The organism is Streptomyces roseofulvus, from assembly GCF_039534915.1.
GTDB classification, from domain to species: Bacteria; Actinomycetota; Actinomycetes; order Streptomycetales; family Streptomycetaceae; genus Streptomyces; species Streptomyces roseofulvus.
In genome coordinates, this window is the sequence record NZ_BAAAWE010000001.1 from 7,443,831 (window position 1) to 7,459,621 (window position 15,791).

Annotated in this window: 19 protein-coding genes; 15 read left to right on the forward strand and 4 right to left on the reverse strand. The window is 74.2% G+C overall.

Annotation, left to right across the window (positions count from 1 at the left end; translation table 11 throughout):
- Positions 1–23 precede the first annotated feature (23 nt).
- A complete protein-coding gene (locus tag ABFY03_RS34230) occupies positions 24–254 on the forward strand; it encodes an acyl carrier protein (RefSeq protein ID WP_319009920.1) in 231 nt (76 codons plus the stop codon).
- Entirely contained in the window at positions 251–895 is a 645-nt protein-coding gene (locus ABFY03_RS34235) for a 4'-phosphopantetheinyl transferase family protein (protein WP_346171798.1), read from the forward strand. Before ABFY03_RS34230 ends, ABFY03_RS34235 begins: the two co-directional genes overlap by 4 nt.
- On the opposite strand, the gene ABFY03_RS34240 is transcribed toward ABFY03_RS34235, so the two are convergent.
- Positions 896–3,286: an ATP-binding cassette domain-containing protein gene (locus tag ABFY03_RS34240; protein WP_346171799.1), complete on the reverse strand. Its 2,391-nt coding sequence runs from the start codon at positions 3,284–3,286 to the stop codon at positions 896–898.
- Positions 3,287–3,423: 137 nt separating this feature from the next.
- Here ABFY03_RS34240 and ABFY03_RS34245 point away from each other — a divergent pair, with 137 nt between their 5' ends.
- From ABFY03_RS34245 to ABFY03_RS34255, 3 genes are all read left to right on the forward strand, one after another.
- Positions 3,424–3,717: an ArsR/SmtB family transcription factor gene (locus ABFY03_RS34245; RefSeq protein WP_319009923.1), complete on the forward strand. Its 294-nt coding sequence runs from the start codon at positions 3,424–3,426 to the stop codon at positions 3,715–3,717.
- Positions 3,714–4,100, forward strand: coding sequence for a VOC family protein (locus ABFY03_RS34250; protein WP_319009924.1), 387 nt, complete (start codon positions 3,714–3,716; stop codon positions 4,098–4,100). Before ABFY03_RS34245 ends, ABFY03_RS34250 begins: the two co-directional genes overlap by 4 nt.
- 96 nt (positions 4,101–4,196) lie before the next feature.
- Complete coding sequence (locus ABFY03_RS34255; RefSeq protein WP_386723507.1) at positions 4,197–5,726, forward strand: hypothetical protein; 1,530 nt, start codon at positions 4,197–4,199, stop codon at positions 5,724–5,726.
- On the opposite strand, the gene ABFY03_RS34260 is transcribed toward ABFY03_RS34255, so the two are convergent.
- On the reverse strand, positions 5,716–6,351 hold the full coding sequence (locus ABFY03_RS34260) for a LysE family translocator (protein ID WP_346171801.1): 636 nt from the start codon (positions 6,349–6,351) through the stop codon (positions 5,716–5,718). The two genes, ABFY03_RS34255 and ABFY03_RS34260, sit on opposite strands and share 11 nt — an antisense overlap.
- A 201-nt stretch (positions 6,352–6,552) precedes the next feature.
- On the opposite strand from ABFY03_RS34260, the gene ABFY03_RS34265 reads away from it, so the two are divergent.
- Positions 6,553–7,317 (forward strand): alpha/beta fold hydrolase, encoded by a 765-nt coding sequence (locus ABFY03_RS34265; RefSeq protein ID WP_319009927.1) that lies wholly within the window; start codon positions 6,553–6,555, stop codon positions 7,315–7,317.
- A 134-nt stretch (positions 7,318–7,451) separates the two neighbouring features.
- Complete coding sequence (locus tag ABFY03_RS34270; RefSeq protein ID WP_346171802.1) at positions 7,452–9,164, forward strand: glycosyl hydrolase family 8; 1,713 nt, start codon at positions 7,452–7,454, stop codon at positions 9,162–9,164.
- Positions 9,165–9,174: 10 nt separating this feature from the next.
- Here ABFY03_RS34270 and ABFY03_RS34275 read toward each other — a convergent pair whose 3' ends face one another.
- Complete coding sequence (locus ABFY03_RS34275; protein ID WP_346171803.1) at positions 9,175–9,657, reverse strand: hypothetical protein; 483 nt, start codon at positions 9,655–9,657, stop codon at positions 9,175–9,177.
- A gap of 185 nt (positions 9,658–9,842) precedes the next feature.
- Here ABFY03_RS34275 and ABFY03_RS34280 point away from each other — a divergent pair, with 185 nt between their 5' ends.
- From ABFY03_RS34280 to ABFY03_RS34300, 5 genes are all read left to right on the forward strand, one after another.
- Entirely contained in the window at positions 9,843–10,148 is a 306-nt protein-coding gene (locus ABFY03_RS34280; RefSeq protein ID WP_319009930.1) for a polyprenyl synthetase, read from the forward strand.
- Positions 10,141–11,196: a polyprenyl synthetase family protein gene (locus tag ABFY03_RS34285; RefSeq protein WP_319009931.1), complete on the forward strand. Its 1,056-nt coding sequence runs from the start codon at positions 10,141–10,143 to the stop codon at positions 11,194–11,196. The genes ABFY03_RS34280 and ABFY03_RS34285 overlap by 8 nt, the downstream gene beginning before the upstream one ends.
- A gap of 116 nt (positions 11,197–11,312) precedes the next feature.
- Positions 11,313–12,482: an oxygenase MpaB family protein gene (locus tag ABFY03_RS34290; RefSeq protein WP_346171804.1), complete on the forward strand. Its 1,170-nt coding sequence runs from the start codon at positions 11,313–11,315 to the stop codon at positions 12,480–12,482.
- A 111-nt stretch (positions 12,483–12,593) separates the two neighbouring features.
- Positions 12,594–13,016, forward strand: a complete 423-nt coding sequence (locus ABFY03_RS34295) for an STAS domain-containing protein (RefSeq protein ID WP_346171805.1) — start codon at positions 12,594–12,596, stop codon at positions 13,014–13,016.
- Entirely contained in the window at positions 13,013–13,516 is a 504-nt protein-coding gene (locus tag ABFY03_RS34300) for an ATP-binding protein (RefSeq protein WP_346171806.1), read from the forward strand. Before ABFY03_RS34295 ends, ABFY03_RS34300 begins: the two co-directional genes overlap by 4 nt.
- Here the strand turns inward: ABFY03_RS34300 and ABFY03_RS34305 are convergent.
- Entirely contained in the window at positions 13,464–14,387 is a 924-nt protein-coding gene (locus ABFY03_RS34305) for a SigB/SigF/SigG family RNA polymerase sigma factor (protein WP_346171807.1), read from the reverse strand. The genes ABFY03_RS34300 and ABFY03_RS34305 overlap by 53 nt on opposite strands.
- A gap of 190 nt (positions 14,388–14,577) precedes the next feature.
- Here ABFY03_RS34305 and ABFY03_RS34310 point away from each other — a divergent pair, with 190 nt between their 5' ends.
- From ABFY03_RS34310 to ABFY03_RS34320, 3 genes are all read left to right on the forward strand, one after another.
- On the forward strand, positions 14,578–15,000 hold the full coding sequence (locus ABFY03_RS34310) for an ATP-binding protein (RefSeq protein WP_346171808.1): 423 nt from the start codon (positions 14,578–14,580) through the stop codon (positions 14,998–15,000).
- 79 nt (positions 15,001–15,079) lie between these two features.
- Positions 15,080–15,406 (forward strand): DUF3040 domain-containing protein, encoded by a 327-nt coding sequence (locus ABFY03_RS34315; protein WP_346171809.1) that lies wholly within the window; start codon positions 15,080–15,082, stop codon positions 15,404–15,406.
- A 21-nt stretch (positions 15,407–15,427) separates the two neighbouring features.
- Positions 15,428–15,751, forward strand: a complete 324-nt coding sequence (locus ABFY03_RS34320) for a hypothetical protein (RefSeq protein WP_031007533.1) — start codon at positions 15,428–15,430, stop codon at positions 15,749–15,751.
- Positions 15,752–15,791 lie beyond the last annotated feature (40 nt).

A 15,791-nucleotide genomic window follows, 5' to 3' on the forward strand; every position in this document is an offset into this window, starting at 1 on the left:
CGCAACGACAGGAGAACCACCCCATGGAACGCGTCGCCGCCTGGCTCCACGAGAAGAACCCCGGCCTCGACGGGCCGATCGACACCGACGAGGACCTCATCGAGGCCCGGCTCATCGACTCCATGGACTTCCTGGAGTTCATCGACCTCCTGGAGGACATCTCCGGCACGTCGATCGACCTCCAGGAGGTCACCATCGACGACTTCCGCACTCTCGCCCGCGTCCGGGAACGCTTCCTCAGCCCCGCCCGGTGACCCCCGGCGCCTTCGCCGTCGCCGCGACCACCCGGGAGGTCCTCGACCACCCCGGCCTCGGACCGCACCTCCTCGCGCCCTGGGAGCGCCGCCGCCTCGCCGCCGTCCGCGTCCCGGCCCGCCGCGACGACGTCCTGGCGGCCCGCCTCCTCGCCCGGCTCTGCGCCGCCCGGATCACCGGCCGGCCGCCGGGCGGGACCGGGCTCCTGGCCCAGCGGTGCCCGGAGTGCCACCGGGACGGCCACGGCCGCCCGTACCTCCCGGACCACCCCGGGCTCGGCATCAGCCTGAGCCACGCCGACGGCCTCGTCGCGGCGGCGGCCGGACGGGGCCCGGTCGGCGTCGACGTCGAACCGGCCGCCCGCCGCCCCGGCCCCCCGTCGGTCCTGCACCGGGTGCTGCCCGAGGCCGACCTGCGCGAGGCGGCCGCGCACGCCGACCCGGGCGCCGCGCTCCTCCGCGCCTGGGTCCGCGCGGAGGCCCGCTTCAAGGCGGGACCGCCGGGGCCGGAGGCCGTACACCACCTCACCGAGTGGACCGACGAGGGGCGCACGGCCGTCGGGGCCGTGGTGGCCGCCGACCCGCCGGCCCTCCTCCCGCCGTCCGCGGTGCTCGGAGGGCCGACGCCCGGCGGCGGGTGATCAGCCGCCCACGTACTGCGCCAGGTGCTCGCCCGTGAGCGTGGAGCGCGCGGCGACCAGGTCGGCCGGGGTCCCCTCGAAGACGATCTGGCCGCCGTCGTGGCCCGCGCCGGGGCCGAGGTCCACGATCCAGTCGGCGTGCGCCATCACCGCCTGGTGGTGCTCGACCACGATCACCGACTTCCCGGAGTCCACCAGCCGGTCGAGCAGCCCGAGGAGCTGCTCGACGTCGGCCAGGTGCAGGCCGGTGGTCGGCTCGTCGAGCACGTAGATCCCGCCCTTGTCGCCCATGTGCGTGGCCAGCTTCAGCCGCTGCCGCTCGCCGCCGGAGAGCGTGGTGAGCGGCTGCCCCAGGGTGAGGTAGCCGAGGCCCACGTCCACCAGCCGCTCCAGGATCCGGTGCGCCGCCGGGGTGCGGGCCTCGCCCGCGCCGAAGTACTCCTCCGCCTCGGCCACCGGCATCGCCAGCACCTCGCTGATGTCCCGCCCGCCCAGCTTGTACTCCAGCACCGCCGCCTGGAACCGCCGGCCCTCGCACTCCTCGCAGGTGGTGGCCACCCCGGCCATCATGGCCAGATCGGTGTACGTGACGCCGGCGCCGTTGCAGTTCGGGCAGGCGCCCTCCGAATTGGCGCTGAACAGCGCCGGCTTGACGCCGTTGGCCTTGGCGAACGCCTTGCGGATCGGGTCCAGCAGACCCGTGTACGTCGCCGGGTTGCTGCGCCGCGAGCCGCGGATCGGGCTCTGGTCGACCGAGATCACCCCGGCGTCCGCCGGGATCGAACCGTGCACCAGCGAACTCTTGCCGGAGCCGGCGACGCCGGTGATCACGGCGAGGACGCCGAGCGGGAGGTCGACGTCCACCTTCCGCAGGTTGTTCGCGGTCGCCCCGCGGATCGGCAGCACCCCGGTCGCCGTCCGCACCTCCGCCTTCACCGACGCCCGGTCGTCCAGGTGCCGCCCGGTCACCGTGCCGCTGCGGCGCAGCCCGTCCAGGGTGCCCTCGAAGCAGATCGTGCCGCCGCCGCTGCCGGCGCCCGGCCCGAGGTCCACCACGTGGTCCGCGATCGCGATCGTCTCCGGCTTGTGCTCCACCACCAGGACCGTGTTGCCCTTGTCCCGCAGCCGCAGCAGGAGTTCGTTCATCCGCTGGATGTCGTGCGGGTGCAGCCCCGCCGTCGGCTCGTCGAAGACGTAGGTGACGTCGGTGAGCGACGAGCCGAGGTGCCGGATCATCTTGACCCGCTGCGCCTCGCCGCCCGACAGGGTGCCGGCGGGCCGGTCGAGGGCCAGGTAGCCGAGGCCGATCTCCACGAACGAGTCCAGCGTCTGGCGCAGCGACTCCAGCAGCGGCGCCACCGACGGGTCGTCCAGCTCGCGCACCCAAGCGGCCAGGTCGCTGATCTGCATCGCGCAGGCGTCGGCGATGCTGATCCCCTTGATCTTCGAGGAACGGGCGCCGGCGTTGAGCCGCGTGCCGTCGCACTCCGGACAGGTCTGCGTGGTGGTGGCCCGCTCCACGAAGGCCCGGATGTGCGGCTGGAGCGACTCGACGTCCTTGGCCAGGAACGACTTCTGCAGCTTGGGGATCAGGCCCTCGTACGTGACGTTGACGCCCTCGACCTTGACCCGGGTCGCCTCCTTGTACAGCAGCGTGTCCAGCTCCCGCTTGGTGTACTTCCGGATCGGCTTCGCCGGGTCCAGCAGACCGGAGAGCCGGTACGTCCGCCCGTACCAGCTGTCCGCCGTGTAGCCCGGAATGGTCAGCGCGCCCTCGTCGAGCGACTTGGTGTCGTCGTACAGCTCGGCCAGGTCGATGTCGGACACCCGGCCCCGGCCCTCGCAGCGGGGGCACATGCCGCCGGTGATCTGGAAGCTGGCCTTCTCCTTCACCGTGCGGCCGCCGCGCTCGACGGTGACGGCGCCGGCGCCGCTCACCGAGGGCACGTTGAAGGAGAAGGCACGCGAGGAGCCGATGTGCGGGGTGCCGAGCCGGCTGAAGAGGATCCGCAGCATCGCGTTGGCGTCCGTGGCGGTGCCGACGGTGGAGCGCGGGTCGGCGCCCATCCGCTGCTGGTCGACGATGATCGCGGTGGTCAGCCCGTCGAGCACGTCGACGTCGGGCCGGGCGAGCGTCGGCATGAACCCCTGCACGAAGGCGCTGTACGTCTCGTTGATCAGCCGCTGCGACTCGGCGGCGATCGTGTCGAAGACCAGCGAGCTCTTGCCGGAGCCGGACACCCCGGTGAAGACCGTCAGCCGGCGCTTGGGGATCTCGACGCTGACGTCCTTGAGGTTGTTCTCCCGCGCGCCGAGCACGCGGATCAGTTCGTGGCTGTCGGCGAGGTGCGGGGCGGAGGACGCCGCGCCGTTCCGCTGGGCCGTGCTCAAAGGTGTCTCCCTCGTCAGGGGTGGGCCGGTGCCCGACCCACCTTAGGCGGCGGGTCCGACAGCGGCAGGGGGACGGGAGAGCCGGGCCCCGCGCGCCCCGCTTGATAGGCAAGCGGTGACTTGCCTATCGTGGCGGCATGGAGGAGGATCTGTTCAAGGCGCTGGCCGACCCGACGCGCCGGGTGATCCTCGACGAGCTGACCGAACGGAACGGACAGTCGCTCTTCGAGATATGCGCCCGGCTCGCGACCCGGCACGGCCTCGCCATCTCCCGGCAGGCGGTCAGCCAGCACCTCGCCGTGCTGGAGGCCGCCGGCCTGGTCACGCCCCGCCGCGAGGGCCGCTACAAGTTCCACGACCTCGACCCCCGCCCCCTGCAGCACATCGTCACCCGATGGCTCACCCCCGCACCCCCGGAGGACACCCCATGAGGATCAACCTGGCCAGCGTCTTCGTCGACGACCAGGAGAAGGCGCTCCGCTTCTACACCGACGTCCTCGGCTTCGTGCTCAAGCACGACGTGCCGATCGGCGAGGACCGCTGGATCACGGTCGTCTCCCCGGAGGCCCCGGACGGCACCGAGCTCGTCCTGGAACCCTCCGGCCACCCCGCCGTCCCCCCGTACAAGGAGGCCCTCGTGGCCGACGGCATCCCGGCGACCTCCTTCGCCGTCGACGACGTCCACGCCGAACACACCCGCCTGACCGCCCTCGGCGTCCGCTTCACCCAGCCCCCGGTCGAGATGGGCCCGGTCACCACGGCGGTCCTCGACGACACCTGCGGCAACCTCATCCAGATCGCGCAGTACACCTAGGACGTCACCGGCGGCGAAGGAGACCGGGTGTGGCGCCGCCCCGCACACACGGAAATCCGGGTGCGCCGCGCGCCGCCCCCGGGGAGGATGCCGGCCGTGTCCTCCCTCTGCGGGCTCGCCGCCAACCCCGCCCTGTCGGCCGCCGATCTCGACCGGCTGGTCGCCCTCGCCGACGAGACGGTCGCGGACGTCCTCCTCGGCCGTCCCGACCTCGGCCGCACGCGGGCGCTCGCCCTGGCGCACCGCGTCGAGGGAGTCGCCAGGACCCTGGCGTCCACCGGTCGGCTCGCCGCCGACGACATCGACCCCGCCGTATGGCCGGACGCGGCGCTCGCCCTGCTCGACCGGGGAGAGGGGCCCGCCGCCTGGGCGCGCCGTTTCGCGGCGGATCCGGACCGCGAGCGGAGGGAGAGGCTGGCGGCCTGTCCCGGACTCCCCTCCGACGTGATCGAGACGCTCGCCGCGGACCCCGAGCCGGAGGTCGTCGTCGAACTCGCCTTCTCCGGCGACGCGGAGACGACCGCGCGGCTCGCCTCGCACCCGCACGCCTCGGTACGCAACGCCGTGGCCGTGAACGAGGCGACCCCGCCCGCCGTGCTGGCGGCGCTGCTCACGGGGGAGGGGCTGCCGCCCGTCCGCCACTGCCGGGTCTGCGACCAGGAGGAGATCCCCTTCGTGCACGGCCGGGACTGCGCGCGCCCGGACTGCGTGCTGCCGCCGGGCGACGCCTGCGACGGCACCCACGCGTCGACCGTCCACGGGATCCGCGTGGCGGCGCTCGGCAACCCCGCCACCCCCGCCGAGGCCGCGGCCCGCTTCGCCGGCCACTCCGACCCCATGGCGCGGTGGGCGCTCGCCGGTCGTCCCGACCTGCCCGCCGCGGCCTGCGCCGTGCTCGCCGGTGACCCGCTCCCGGGCATCCGGGCGGACCTCGCCGCGAACCCCGCCGTCGACGCGACCCTCGCCCGGGCCATGGCCGCCGACCCCGCCGCCGAGGTACGCCGCGCGCTCGCCCACCACCCCCGCCTCCCCCTCGACGTGCTCACCGCCCTGGCCCGCACCACCCGGCTCGGCTCCGCCCTCCTGCCCCGCGTCGCCGGTGCCTCGCCGGCCGAGACGGAGGCGCTGGCCTGCTCGCCGGATCCCGCCGTCCGGACCCTCGTCGCCCGCCGTCGCGACCTGCCGCCCGCGACGCGCGACCGGCTGGCCGACGACCCCGACGCCAAGGTGGTGGCGGCCGTCGCCCCGCACCCGGGGCTCACCGAGGCCCGGCTGCGCGGGATGATCGCCCGGCACGGAGCCCAGGTCCTCGCCGGTGTCGCGGCCAACCCGGACGCTCCCCCGGCCCTGCTGGAGGAGCTGGCCCGCCGCGAGCCGCCGGTGCGGAAGGTCCTCCGGGAGGTCGCCCGGCACCCCTCGGCCACGCCCGCCGCCCTGCTCGCGTGCCTGGCGGACGACCGGGCGCGGCGCTCCGCCGCCGGCCACCCGGCCCTGCCGCCCTCGGCGCTCGCCGAACTGACCACCCATCAGGACTGGCGCGTACGGGAGGCTGCGGCGGCTCACCCGGCCCTGCCGCAGGCCGTGACGGCGGACCTGCTGCGGAGCGGCGACGTCGTCAGTCGCTGACCGCCAGGCGTACCGCGAAGGCCCCGATCACCGTGCCCGTCACCCGGTCCAGGATCCGGCGCGCCCGGGGGCCGCGCAGCCAGGTGCCGAGGGCGGTCGCGGAGGCGATGAGGACCGTCGACCAGAGCATGCCGAGGACGACGTGGACGGAGGTCAGCGCGAGGCCCATCGCGAAGTGCGGCGCCTCGGCGGGGACGAACTGCGGCAGCACGGCGACGTAGAAGATGCCGACCTTCGGGTTGAGCAGGTTCGTCAGCGTACCCTGCCGCCAGCCGCCGGCGAGCGTGTCGGCGCCCCCGACCTCCACCTCCGCGTGCGCCCCGGCGCCGTCACGCCGGAACGTGTCGGCGATCATCCGGACCGCCATCCACAGCAGATAGGCGGCGCCCGCCCAGCGCAGGGTCTCGTACGCGAGGCGCGAGGCGGTCAGCAGGGCCGTGACGCCCAGCGAGGTCAGCGCGCCCCAGATCAGGGTGCCGGTCTGGATGCCGAGGACGACCCCCCAGGCCCGGGTGCGGCGGCCGAGCGCGGCCGTGCGCAGGATGAGGGCCGAGTCCAGGCCCGGAGTGAGGGTGAGGAGTCCCACGACGAGGGCGAAGGACCAGAGTGCGGTGCTCGATGCCATGGAAGGCCACCGTAGCGCAGCCCGGACCGCCGCCGGTCGCACACCCGTGACTCCGGTCGCCGGTCGTGCACCCGCGGCTCCGGTCGCCGGTCGTGCACCCGCGGCTCCGGTCGCCGGTCGTGCACCCGTGGCTCCGGTCGCCGGTCGTGCACCCGTGGCTCCGGCCGCCGGGCGCGGTCGGCGCGTTCGTAGGGTGGCCGCATGAGAGAACTCTTCCTGCCGGACCACCGGGCGTACCTGCGGTGGCTCGACCTCCGGGGCGACGGCCCCGTCCGCGTCTACCTCCACGGCCTCGGCTGCACGGCCGCCTCCGACTTCGCGCACATCGCCACTCACCCGGCGCTGGGCGGCGGCCGCGCCCTGCTCGTCGACCTGCTCGGGCACGGACTGAGCGACCGTCCCGCCGACTTCGACTACCGGCCCGAGGGGCAGGCCGCGGCGGTCGCCGCGCTCCTCGACCACCTCGACCTGACCGGCGTCCACCTCGTCGGCCACTCCATGGGCGGGGCCGTCGCCCTCCACCTGGCCGCGGCCCGGCCCGGGAGGATCGCCCGGCTCGTGGTCGCGGAGCCCAACCTGTACGCGGGCGGAGGCGCGTTCAGCACACCGGTGGCGCGCCAGACGGAGGAGGAGTTCGTCGGGAAGGGGTTCGCCAGGATGCTGGCGCTCGCCGACCGGGCCGACTACGCGGCGCGGCTGCGGCTCGCCGACCCGCGGGCCGTGCACCGGTGCGCGGTCGCGCTCGTCGCGGGCGGCGACCCGGAGGCCGGCGACGTGCTCGGCGCGCTCACGATGCCCCGCGCGTTCCTGGTCGGCGAGAAGAGCCTGCCGGACCGGGCGGCGGAGCAGGCGGCGGCGATGGGCGTCCCCGTCCTGGAGGTGCCGGCCGCGGGGCACAACATGATGCTCGACAACCCGGACGGCTTCGCCGCCGCCCTGGCCCGCGCCCTGACGCTCCCTCAGTAGCCTTACCGGCCATGCCCGGAGGGGGCCGCGCGCAGAGGTCTTGCGCGGGGCCCCCGCCGCTCTCTACGCTCGGCGCGCCGATGGTTAGGAACGTTTCCTAACGAGCGATGGCCGTGAAGTGAAAGGGAGTTGTCATGCGCCGACGAAGCCTCCTCACACGAAGTGCCAGCCCAGACACCGCCGTTCCCCGCCGGGGCATACCGCGCGGCGCCGTCCCGCTCGGACTCGCCGCCCTGCTGGCCCTGCCCCTCACCGTCCTCCCCGGGACCAGCGCCGACGCCGCCGACAGCCTCGTCTCCGCCGGCAAGCCCGCGACCTCCTCGTCCGTCGAGGGCTCCGGCTTCGGCCCCGCCCTCGCCGTGGACGGCAGCACCACCACCCGCTGGGCCAGCCTCGAAGGCGTCGACCCCCAGTGGATCCGGATCGACCTCGGTGCGCACCACACCCTGTCCCGGGTGAAGCTCGACTGGGAGGCCGCGTACGCGAAGACGTACCGCATCCAGACCTCGGCCGACGGCTCCACCTGGACCGACGTCTACACCACGACGACCGGCGACGGCGCCGTCGACGACCTCGCCGTCTCCGGCAGCGGCCGCTACGTCCGGATGTACGGCACCGGACGCGGCACCCCGTACGGCTACTCGCTCTGGGAGTTCCAGGTCTACGGCGCACCCACCGGCGGAGGCGGCGGCACCGGCCCGGCGGTCCCCTTCGGCAGCCACCTCAGGCCCTACGCGGCCGGCATGCTCAAGCCCTCCGGCACCCAGGCCGCCCTCGACCAGAAGGTCGTCGACTACTACAACCGCTGGAAGTCCGCCTTCGTCCGGCAGAACTGCGGCAACGGCTGGTACCAGGTCATCTCGCCCGACGCCGACCACCCGTACGTCGCCGAGGCCCAGGGCTACGGCATGGTCGTCACCGCCACCATGGCCGGCGCCGACCCCGACGCGAAGAAGATCTTCGACGGTCTGGTCAAGTGGAAGCTCGACCACCCGTCGTCCGTCAACCCCGACCTCCTCGCCGCCGAACAGGACGTCAACTGCCGCAGCGTCAACGGCGGGGACGGCGCCACCGACGGCGACATGGACGTCGCCTACGGCCTGCTCCTCGCCGACAAGCAGTGGGGCAGCGGCGGCACGTACGACTACAAGGCGCTCGCCCTCAAGCACATCGCCGCCATCAAGAAGGACGAGCTGAACCCCACCACCAAGCTGCTCAAGCTCGGCGACTGGTCCAGCTCCGGCGACCAGTACTACTACATCTCCCGCACCTCCGACTGGATGGTCGACCACTTCCGCGCCTTCCGCGCCGCCTCCGGCGACACCACCTGGGACGCCGTCCGCACCGCCCACCAGACGCAGATCGCCAACCTCCAGTCCGGCTACGCCCCCGGCACCGGGCTCCTCCCCGACTTCGTCGTCGACACCGCCACCAGCCCCAGGCCGGCCCCGAACCAGGTCCTGGAGGACCCCAACGACGGCCAGTACTGGTGGAACGCCTGCCGTACCCCCTGGCGCATCGCCGACGACGCCGTGACCAGCGGCGACGCCAAGTCCCTCGCCGCGGCGCGCAAGCTGAACACCTGGATCAAGGGCAAGACCGGCGGCGACCCGAACAAGATCGGCATCGGCTACAAGCTCAACGGCACCCAGATCTCCGCCGGCAGCGAGGCCGCCTTCTTCGCCCCCTTCGCCGTCGCCGCCATGACCGACTCCGGCAGCCAGGCGTGGCTCGACGCGCTGTGGAACAAGATGCTCGCCACGCCGGTCGACACGAGCAGCTACTTCTCCGCCAGCATCCAGCTCCAGGTGATGATCACGGTCTCCGGCAACCACTGGGTCCCGTAGGCACCGCGGGTCAGACCGCGGCGGGGGTCAGGCCGTCCCGGGGATCGGCGCGGACCGCCGCCTGCCAGACGACGGGTCCGCAGCCCTCCCCGTTCGGGGTCACCTTCCGCAGGGTGACCCGAGCGGCGCCGTCGTGGACGACCCGGCCGCCCCGGGCCGGGTCGGTCACCGAGAGGCTCACCGCCACCTCCCGCGGCCCGTCCTCCTCCGGCATCCGCACCTGGAGCGAGCCGAACGGGAACTCCCGCAGCGACTCGCGCTCCCGGCACTCCCCGTCCGCGCAGAGGCGGAAGAGCGCGCCGTCGGGGTAGGCCGCCGGGTCCCATCCCACCGAGACGCCGGAGTCGGAACCGATCAGCGTGCAGACCCGCCCGGGCCCGAACCGGCAGGCGGTCGCCGTCACCAGCGCGGTGACCGAGAGGGCGAGGGCGGCCCGGGGCGCGCGGCGGGGCGCACGCGACAGGGGGCGAGCGGATATCCGGATCATGGACATCACGTACAGGGTGCCTGCGGAAAGATCAACCACACCCCATGCCGGGGCCCGCCCGCCCGGACTCCCGACCATGATCACCTGAACGAGTGAGCGGACCGTCGGCACGGTCCGCCCATGGTCCATCCTGGCCGGGTACGCGCCCCTCGCGGACGCCTCCCACCCCCTTCCTCCAGGAGCCGGCCGGCATGACCGATCGCACCGACCGAGACCGACGCCCCGACGAGCAGGCCCTGTTGCTCGTCGCCGGCCTCGCCGACCTGATGGTGGACACCCTCGGCACCGCCGTCGGCTCGTTCCGCTCCCTGCTCGGCCGGTCCGACTCCGCGGACCTCGCCCAGGACGCCGCCGCCGACCTCCGCGCCCGCGGCCGGCTCGCCCTCGACCGCCTCGCCCCCGGCGGGCAGGGCACCGGCGGGCTCGCCCACATGGAGGTCCTGGCCCGCGAGTCCCTCGCCCGCCGGGCCGCCGCCGTGGCGACCCCCGATGAGTGACGTCTGGGCGCCGGAGGCGTTCAAGGCCCGCACCGACACCGTCCTCGCCGGCTTCCTCGACGACGAGGCCGCCGAACTCCTCGCCGTCGACGACGCCCTGGACCCGCTCGCCGAGGCCCTCCGCACCACCGCCCGGCACGGCAAACGGCTCCGCGCCGCCTTCTGCTACTGGGGCTGGCGCGCCGCCGGACAGCCCGACAGCGACGCCCTGATGCGGGCCGCCGCCGCCATGGAACTCGTGCACGCGGCGGCCGTCGTCCACGACGACCTCATCGACGACAGCCCGCTCCGGCACGGCCGCCCCACCGCCCACCACGCCTTCGCGGCGCTGCCGCAGCCCCGCCGGCGACCACGGGCCGCGGCCCGCGCCCTCGCCCTGCTCCTCGGCGACCACCTGATGGCCCTCGCCGGCCGCCTCTACGCCGAGTCCGGGCTGCCCGCCGCGTACCTCTCCCGCGGCCGCCCCCTCTGGGCCGCCCTCGCCCGCGAACTCGTCGCCGGAGAAGCCCTGGAGATCCTGCACACCGGCGGCCTCCCGGACACCGGCACCTCCCTCAAGGTGATCCGCTACAAGACGGCCAAGTACACCGTCGAACAGCCCCTCCTCCTCGGCGCCCTGCTGGCCGGCGCCCCCGCCGCGCTCCGCGAGGGGCTCTCCCGGTACGGGCTGCCGCTCGGCGAGGCGTTCCAGCTCCGCGACGACCTGCTCGGCCTCTTCGGCGACCCCGCGCGCACCGGCAAGGCCCCCCTCGACGACCTCCGCACCGCCCGGCCGACCGTGCTGCTCGCCGAGACCTGGAGCGCCGCCGACCCCGCCCAGCGCGCGCTGCTGCGCGGCGCCCTCGACGGGGACGGACCGCCGGACGACGACGGGCTGCGGGAGGTGCGGGCGCTCATGACCGAACTCGGCGCGCCCGCCCGCGTCGAGCGGATGATCGCCGGCCGCGTCGAGGAGGCCGTCCGCACCCTCGACGACCTCGACCTGCCCGGCCCCGCCCGCCGCGCCCTCACCGACCTGGCCCACCGCGCCGCCGTCCGCCACCACTGAACCGACCACGGCCCGCGGCCCGGCCGTCCCGGCACCACTGAACCGCCCCCCCCGCCGCCGTCCCGCCGCCACCCCACCGACCGCGAACCGCCCCGAACCGACCCTGGAGCGCACCCGTGACCACCACCACGACGCCCACCGAGGCGTCCCTCGACGCCCTGCGCCACAGCGGCGACGAGCTCGCCGACGCGGTCGTCGCGACCCTCTTCGAGCGGGGCGAGGTCGGCCTCTTCAACTCCCTCATGCGGTACGTCTCCGTCTCCGGCCAGGAGCTGCCCGCCGGCCTGCCCGACGTCGCCCGCGAGTACCTGGAGGCCACCGCCGTCCCGCCCGCCTGGGTCGACTGGAACGAGATGGAGAAGGCCCGGCTCTTCTTCACCGACAACAACGTCCACATCAACACCGCCCTCTCCTTCGCCGCCATGCCCGCCTGCTACGTCGTCCCGCGCGTGGCCCGGCTGCTCTCCGCCACCCACGGGCTGCGCTACCCGAGCAAGCGGATGGCCGAGACGGGCCAGTTCACCGTCTACCTGATGCGGCCCGACGCCTTCGAGGCCGGCGGACGGTTCGTCCCCGCCGCCCAGAAGGTCCGCCTCCTGCACGCCTCCATCCGCCACCACCTGATCCGCTCCGACCGCTGGGACACCGCCGCCGACGGCGTGCCCATCTGCCAGGAGGACATGATCGGCGGGCAGATGTTCTTCTCGATGCTCGTCCTCGACAGCCTCCACCGGCTGGGCATCCACATGTCCACCGAGGGCGCCGAGGCGTACTACTACGCCTGGCGGGTCGTCGGCGCGATGCTCGGCGTCGACCAGGGCGCCGTGCCCAGGACCCTCGACGACGCACGCCGCTACCTCGACCTCTACCTGCTGCGGTACATGGCCCCCTCGGAGGAGGGCGTCCTGCTCACCCGGCAGCTGATCGACCTGTACGAGGAGGTCGTCCCCGGCACCCTCTTCGACCCGGTCGTCTCGGCCCTCATCCGCCACCTCGTCGGCGACACCTGCGGCGACTGGCTCGGCGTGCCCCGCAGCCGCTGGGACACCGCGGTGAAGGCCGTGCCCGCGTTGCTCGGCGTCCTGGAGTCGGTGGAGGACGCCTCGCCGTTCGCCGCCTGGGCGCTCGACCGGCTCGGCCACCTCACCTCGGTCTTCGAGCTGTCCACGCTCACCCGGGGCCGCGTGATGCACTACGCCATCCCGGAGCACCTGAGGAAGGAGTACGGCGTCGACGGGGGCGTGTCCCGCAAGAGCCGCTGGACCCCGCCGCCGGCCACCGTCTGAACCCCGCCGCGGGAAGGCGCTCGATCCCGTCCTCCTCCGCCGGGCCGGTTCTCCTCGCCGTTTGCGTCGGGCTGACCGAAAATGGTCGTACCCGGTGAAGGCGAGGCGCGCATGGACAGCGAGCGGAACGGGCTCGGAGAGGAGCCGACGGCCGGCCGGGCCGGCCGGTTCTCGGTGGAGGTCCGGACCGCCTGGGGAACCGACACCGTGGTCGTCGTCCCGCTCGGCGAGCTCGACCACGACACGGTCGAGCCGTTGCGCACCGCCCTGGAGAAGCACGAGGACGCGGCCCGCATCGTCGTCGACTGCGCCGGACTCGACTTCTGCGACTCCACCGGCCTGAACCTGCTGCTCAGGGCCCGCTCGCGGGCCCTGGAGGCCGGAGCGCGCCTCGACCTCGCCGGGCTGCGGCCCCCCGTCGACCGCATGTTCCGGATCACCGGGGCCCTCCACGTCTTCCAGGTGTACGCCGACGTGGCCACGGCCCTCGCAGCCGACGGGACGGGCGACGCCCGCCCCGAGGGCCCGGCGTGACGGGCCCTCCGGCCGTGTGGGAGGGCGAGATGACCCAGGGCGACGGGACACCCGCGCAGACCCGCAGGCTCCTGCTGCACGGCAGCACGGGAGCGGTCTCCCGCTGCCGCGACTTCACCGCGCGGGCCCTCGCCGACTGGGGCTGGATCCCCGCCGAGAGCCCGCGCGCCCGGGAGCGCGTCGAGGACGTGCTGCTGATGGTCTCCGAGGTGGTCACCAACGCCTGTCTGCACGGCGGGGGGCCGGAGGAGTTCGTGCTCCGGCACGCCGACGGGCTGCTCCGCGTCGAGGTCGCCGACCGGAGTCCCCGGCACCCGCGGCGGATGGCGCCCCGCTCGCCCTCACTGCCCGGCGGTCACGGTCTGATGGTCCTCGACCGGCTGGCGAGCGACTGGGGCACCTCCGACCGGGGGCCCGAGACCCCCGGCAAGGTGGTGTGGCTGGAGGTCAGGCGGCCGTCCCGTCCTCCGTGGCACCGTCCTCCAGCAGACTGCTCCTGAGTTCGCCGAGGATCCGGGCGAGCAGCCGGGAGACGTGCATCTGGGAGAGGCCGACCCGCTCGCCGATCTCCGCCTGCGTCAGCTCCTCGCCGAAGCGCAGCGAGAGGATCAGCCGGTCGCGCTCGCCGAGGCGCTCCAGCAGCGGCCGCAGCGAGGCGAGGTCGTCGATCAGCTCGTAGGCGGGCTCCTCGACGGCGGTCCGCCGGCCGGAGCTGCCCTGCGGGGCGCGGTCGGAGTCGTCGTCGCCGACCGGCGCGTCGAGCGAGTGGGCCGTGTAGGCGTTGGCCGCGAGCTCGCCCTCGGACACCTCGTCCGGGGTCAGGTGCAGTCGTTCGGCCAGCTCCGTCCGGTCGGGCCGGTGGCCGTCCCGCTGCTCCAGCTCGTCGGAGGCCTTGGCGAGGTCGATCCGCAGCTCCTGGAGGCGGCGCGGCACCCGTACGGCCCAGCCGGTGTCTCGGAAGAATCGTTTCATCTCGCCGACGATGGTGGGCAGCGCGAAGGCCGAGAATTCAACGCCGCGCTCCGGCTCGAACCGGTCGATCGCCTTGATCAGACCGATCGTCCCCACCTGCACGATGTCCTCGGTCGGCTCGGGGCGGCCGCGGAAGCGCCGTGCGGCGAACTTCACCAGGCTCAGGTTCAGCTCCACCAGGGTGTTGCGGACGTAGGCGTGCTCCGGCGTGCCCTCGTCGAGGGCACGGAGCCGCCGGAAGAGTGCCACGGACAGCGTCCGGGCGTCGTCCGTCGTCGCCTCGGTCGGATTCTCCGGCTCGGACAGTCCCCCCAGCGCCCGGCGCCGGACGGCCGCCGCGTGCGGACGACCGTCGTCGCGCCTGCGCTCCGACGGTGCGTATGTGGCTCTGGCGGTCATGGCATGTTCCCATCGACGGTTCCGATGGGCCGGCGCCGCCTCGGAAAGAGGGCGGCATCCCGGCCCGCCGGTTGAACGTCCTCGTAAGAAGCATTCCCATCTGGGATTTTTTCACCCATAAGCCCGTTTACGCACCCCACGTCACGGTCAGCCGCCGTATATGGCGCAACGTGACAGGAGCCACCGCGCAGTGGCCCGCTCCCGGCGGTACGTGCTCGGCGGAGGGCCGGGCACGGCCGCCCGGCTCCGTGACCTCTCCGCGCAGGCGGTGAGGGACTGGTACGGACCGCTCTCCCCGGCCGCCCGGACGGCCGCCGACGACGTGCTGCTGCTCGTCACCGAACTCGTCGGCCACGCCCTGCGGCGCGGGGGAGCCCCCTACGAGCTCCGCCTCGACCGCTCCGCCGACGGCGTCTGGGTCCAGGTCAGCGACACCGCCCCCGGCCGCCCCCTTCCCCAGGACGAGCACCACGCGGGGCAGCCCTCCACGGCGTGCCTCTATCTGGTCCAGCGGCTCGCCGCCGCCTGGGGCTCGGTGCCCCGGGAACACGGCCGGACCGTCTGGTGCGAGGTCCCCTTCCCGTCGGCGGACCCCAGCGCTCGGGCTGTCTGAAGACGCCCGGAGCGGGTAGCCGCCGGGGCGGGACCACCCCGCCGCCGGTGGGGGACCAGGACCGGAGGAGGTGCCCGCTATGGAAGAGGCCCGGCTCTCCGCGTACGAGCGGCGCGTACTCGCCGAGATCGAGGAGGACCTGAGCACCGACGACGGCCTCGCCCGGCGCATGGCCGGACACCGGCCGCCCCTCCGCCTTCCCCGGCCCCGGTTCGGCGGGGGCCGCCTCGGCGCCCTGACGCTCGGGGCCGCGACGCTGGCCCTGCTCGTCCTCGCCGTGGCGACCGCCAGCCCGGCGCTGACCTGGGCCTTCGCCGCCGCCTGGGTGGTGACGCTGATCCTGCTGCTGCGGATGGTGGTCCGCTGGACCCGGCGGCACGCGGCTGGCGGCAGGCCCGACGACTGACACCGACGAAAGGAGCCCGCGATGCCCCGCGGATCGAACGCCAAGCGCGAGAGGCAGTACGAGCACATCAAGGAGAGCGCGCTGGACCGCGGCGAGAGCCAGAAGCGCGCGGAGGAGATCGCCGCTCGCACCGTGAACAAGGAACGGGCCCGTTCGGGCGAGTCGAAGACCGCGAGCAAGAGCTCGACCCAGGACATGTCGTCGTCGCGGCGCGGCGGGAAGCGCTCGCACAGCGGTTCCGAGGGACCGACCTACGACCAGCTCTACGCGGAGGCCCAGCGCCGCAACCTGCACGGCAGGTCACAGATGAACAAGGCCGAGCTGAAGAAGAAGCTCGGCCACTGAACCACCGAGGGCCCCGGGATCACGGTCCCGGCCCACCGGA

What these genes read in the sequence shown, in the direction of transcription:
- ABFY03_RS34230 (WP_319009920.1), top strand. Translation starts at nt 24, where the DNA reads ATGGAACGCGTCGCCGCCTGGCTCCACGAGAAGAACCCCGGCCTCGAC.
- ABFY03_RS34245 (WP_319009923.1), top strand. Translation starts at nt 3,424, where the DNA reads ATGGAGGAGGATCTGTTCAAGGCGCTGGCCGACCCGACGCGCCGGGTG.
- ABFY03_RS34250 (WP_319009924.1), top strand. Translation starts at nt 3,714, where the DNA reads ATGAGGATCAACCTGGCCAGCGTCTTCGTCGACGACCAGGAGAAGGCG.
- ABFY03_RS34260 (WP_346171801.1), bottom strand. Translation starts at nt 6,351, where the DNA reads ATGGCATCGAGCACCGCACTCTGGTCCTTCGCCCTCGTCGTGGGACTC.
- ABFY03_RS34265 (WP_319009927.1), top strand. Translation starts at nt 6,553, where the DNA reads ATGAGAGAACTCTTCCTGCCGGACCACCGGGCGTACCTGCGGTGGCTC.
- ABFY03_RS34270 (WP_346171802.1), top strand. Translation starts at nt 7,452, where the DNA reads ATGCGCCGACGAAGCCTCCTCACACGAAGTGCCAGCCCAGACACCGCC.
- ABFY03_RS34275 (WP_346171803.1), bottom strand. Translation starts at nt 9,657, where the DNA reads ATGTCCATGATCCGGATATCCGCTCGCCCCCTGTCGCGTGCGCCCCGC.
- ABFY03_RS34280 (WP_319009930.1), top strand. Translation starts at nt 9,843, where the DNA reads ATGACCGATCGCACCGACCGAGACCGACGCCCCGACGAGCAGGCCCTG.
- ABFY03_RS34285 (WP_319009931.1), top strand. Translation starts at nt 10,141, where the DNA reads ATGAGTGACGTCTGGGCGCCGGAGGCGTTCAAGGCCCGCACCGACACC.
- ABFY03_RS34295 (WP_346171805.1), top strand. Translation starts at nt 12,594, where the DNA reads ATGGACAGCGAGCGGAACGGGCTCGGAGAGGAGCCGACGGCCGGCCGG.
- ABFY03_RS34305 (WP_346171807.1), bottom strand. Translation starts at nt 14,387, where the DNA reads ATGACCGCCAGAGCCACATACGCACCGTCGGAGCGCAGGCGCGACGAC.
- ABFY03_RS34315 (WP_346171809.1), top strand. Translation starts at nt 15,080, where the DNA reads ATGGAAGAGGCCCGGCTCTCCGCGTACGAGCGGCGCGTACTCGCCGAG.
- ABFY03_RS34320 (WP_031007533.1), top strand. Translation starts at nt 15,428, where the DNA reads ATGCCCCGCGGATCGAACGCCAAGCGCGAGAGGCAGTACGAGCACATC.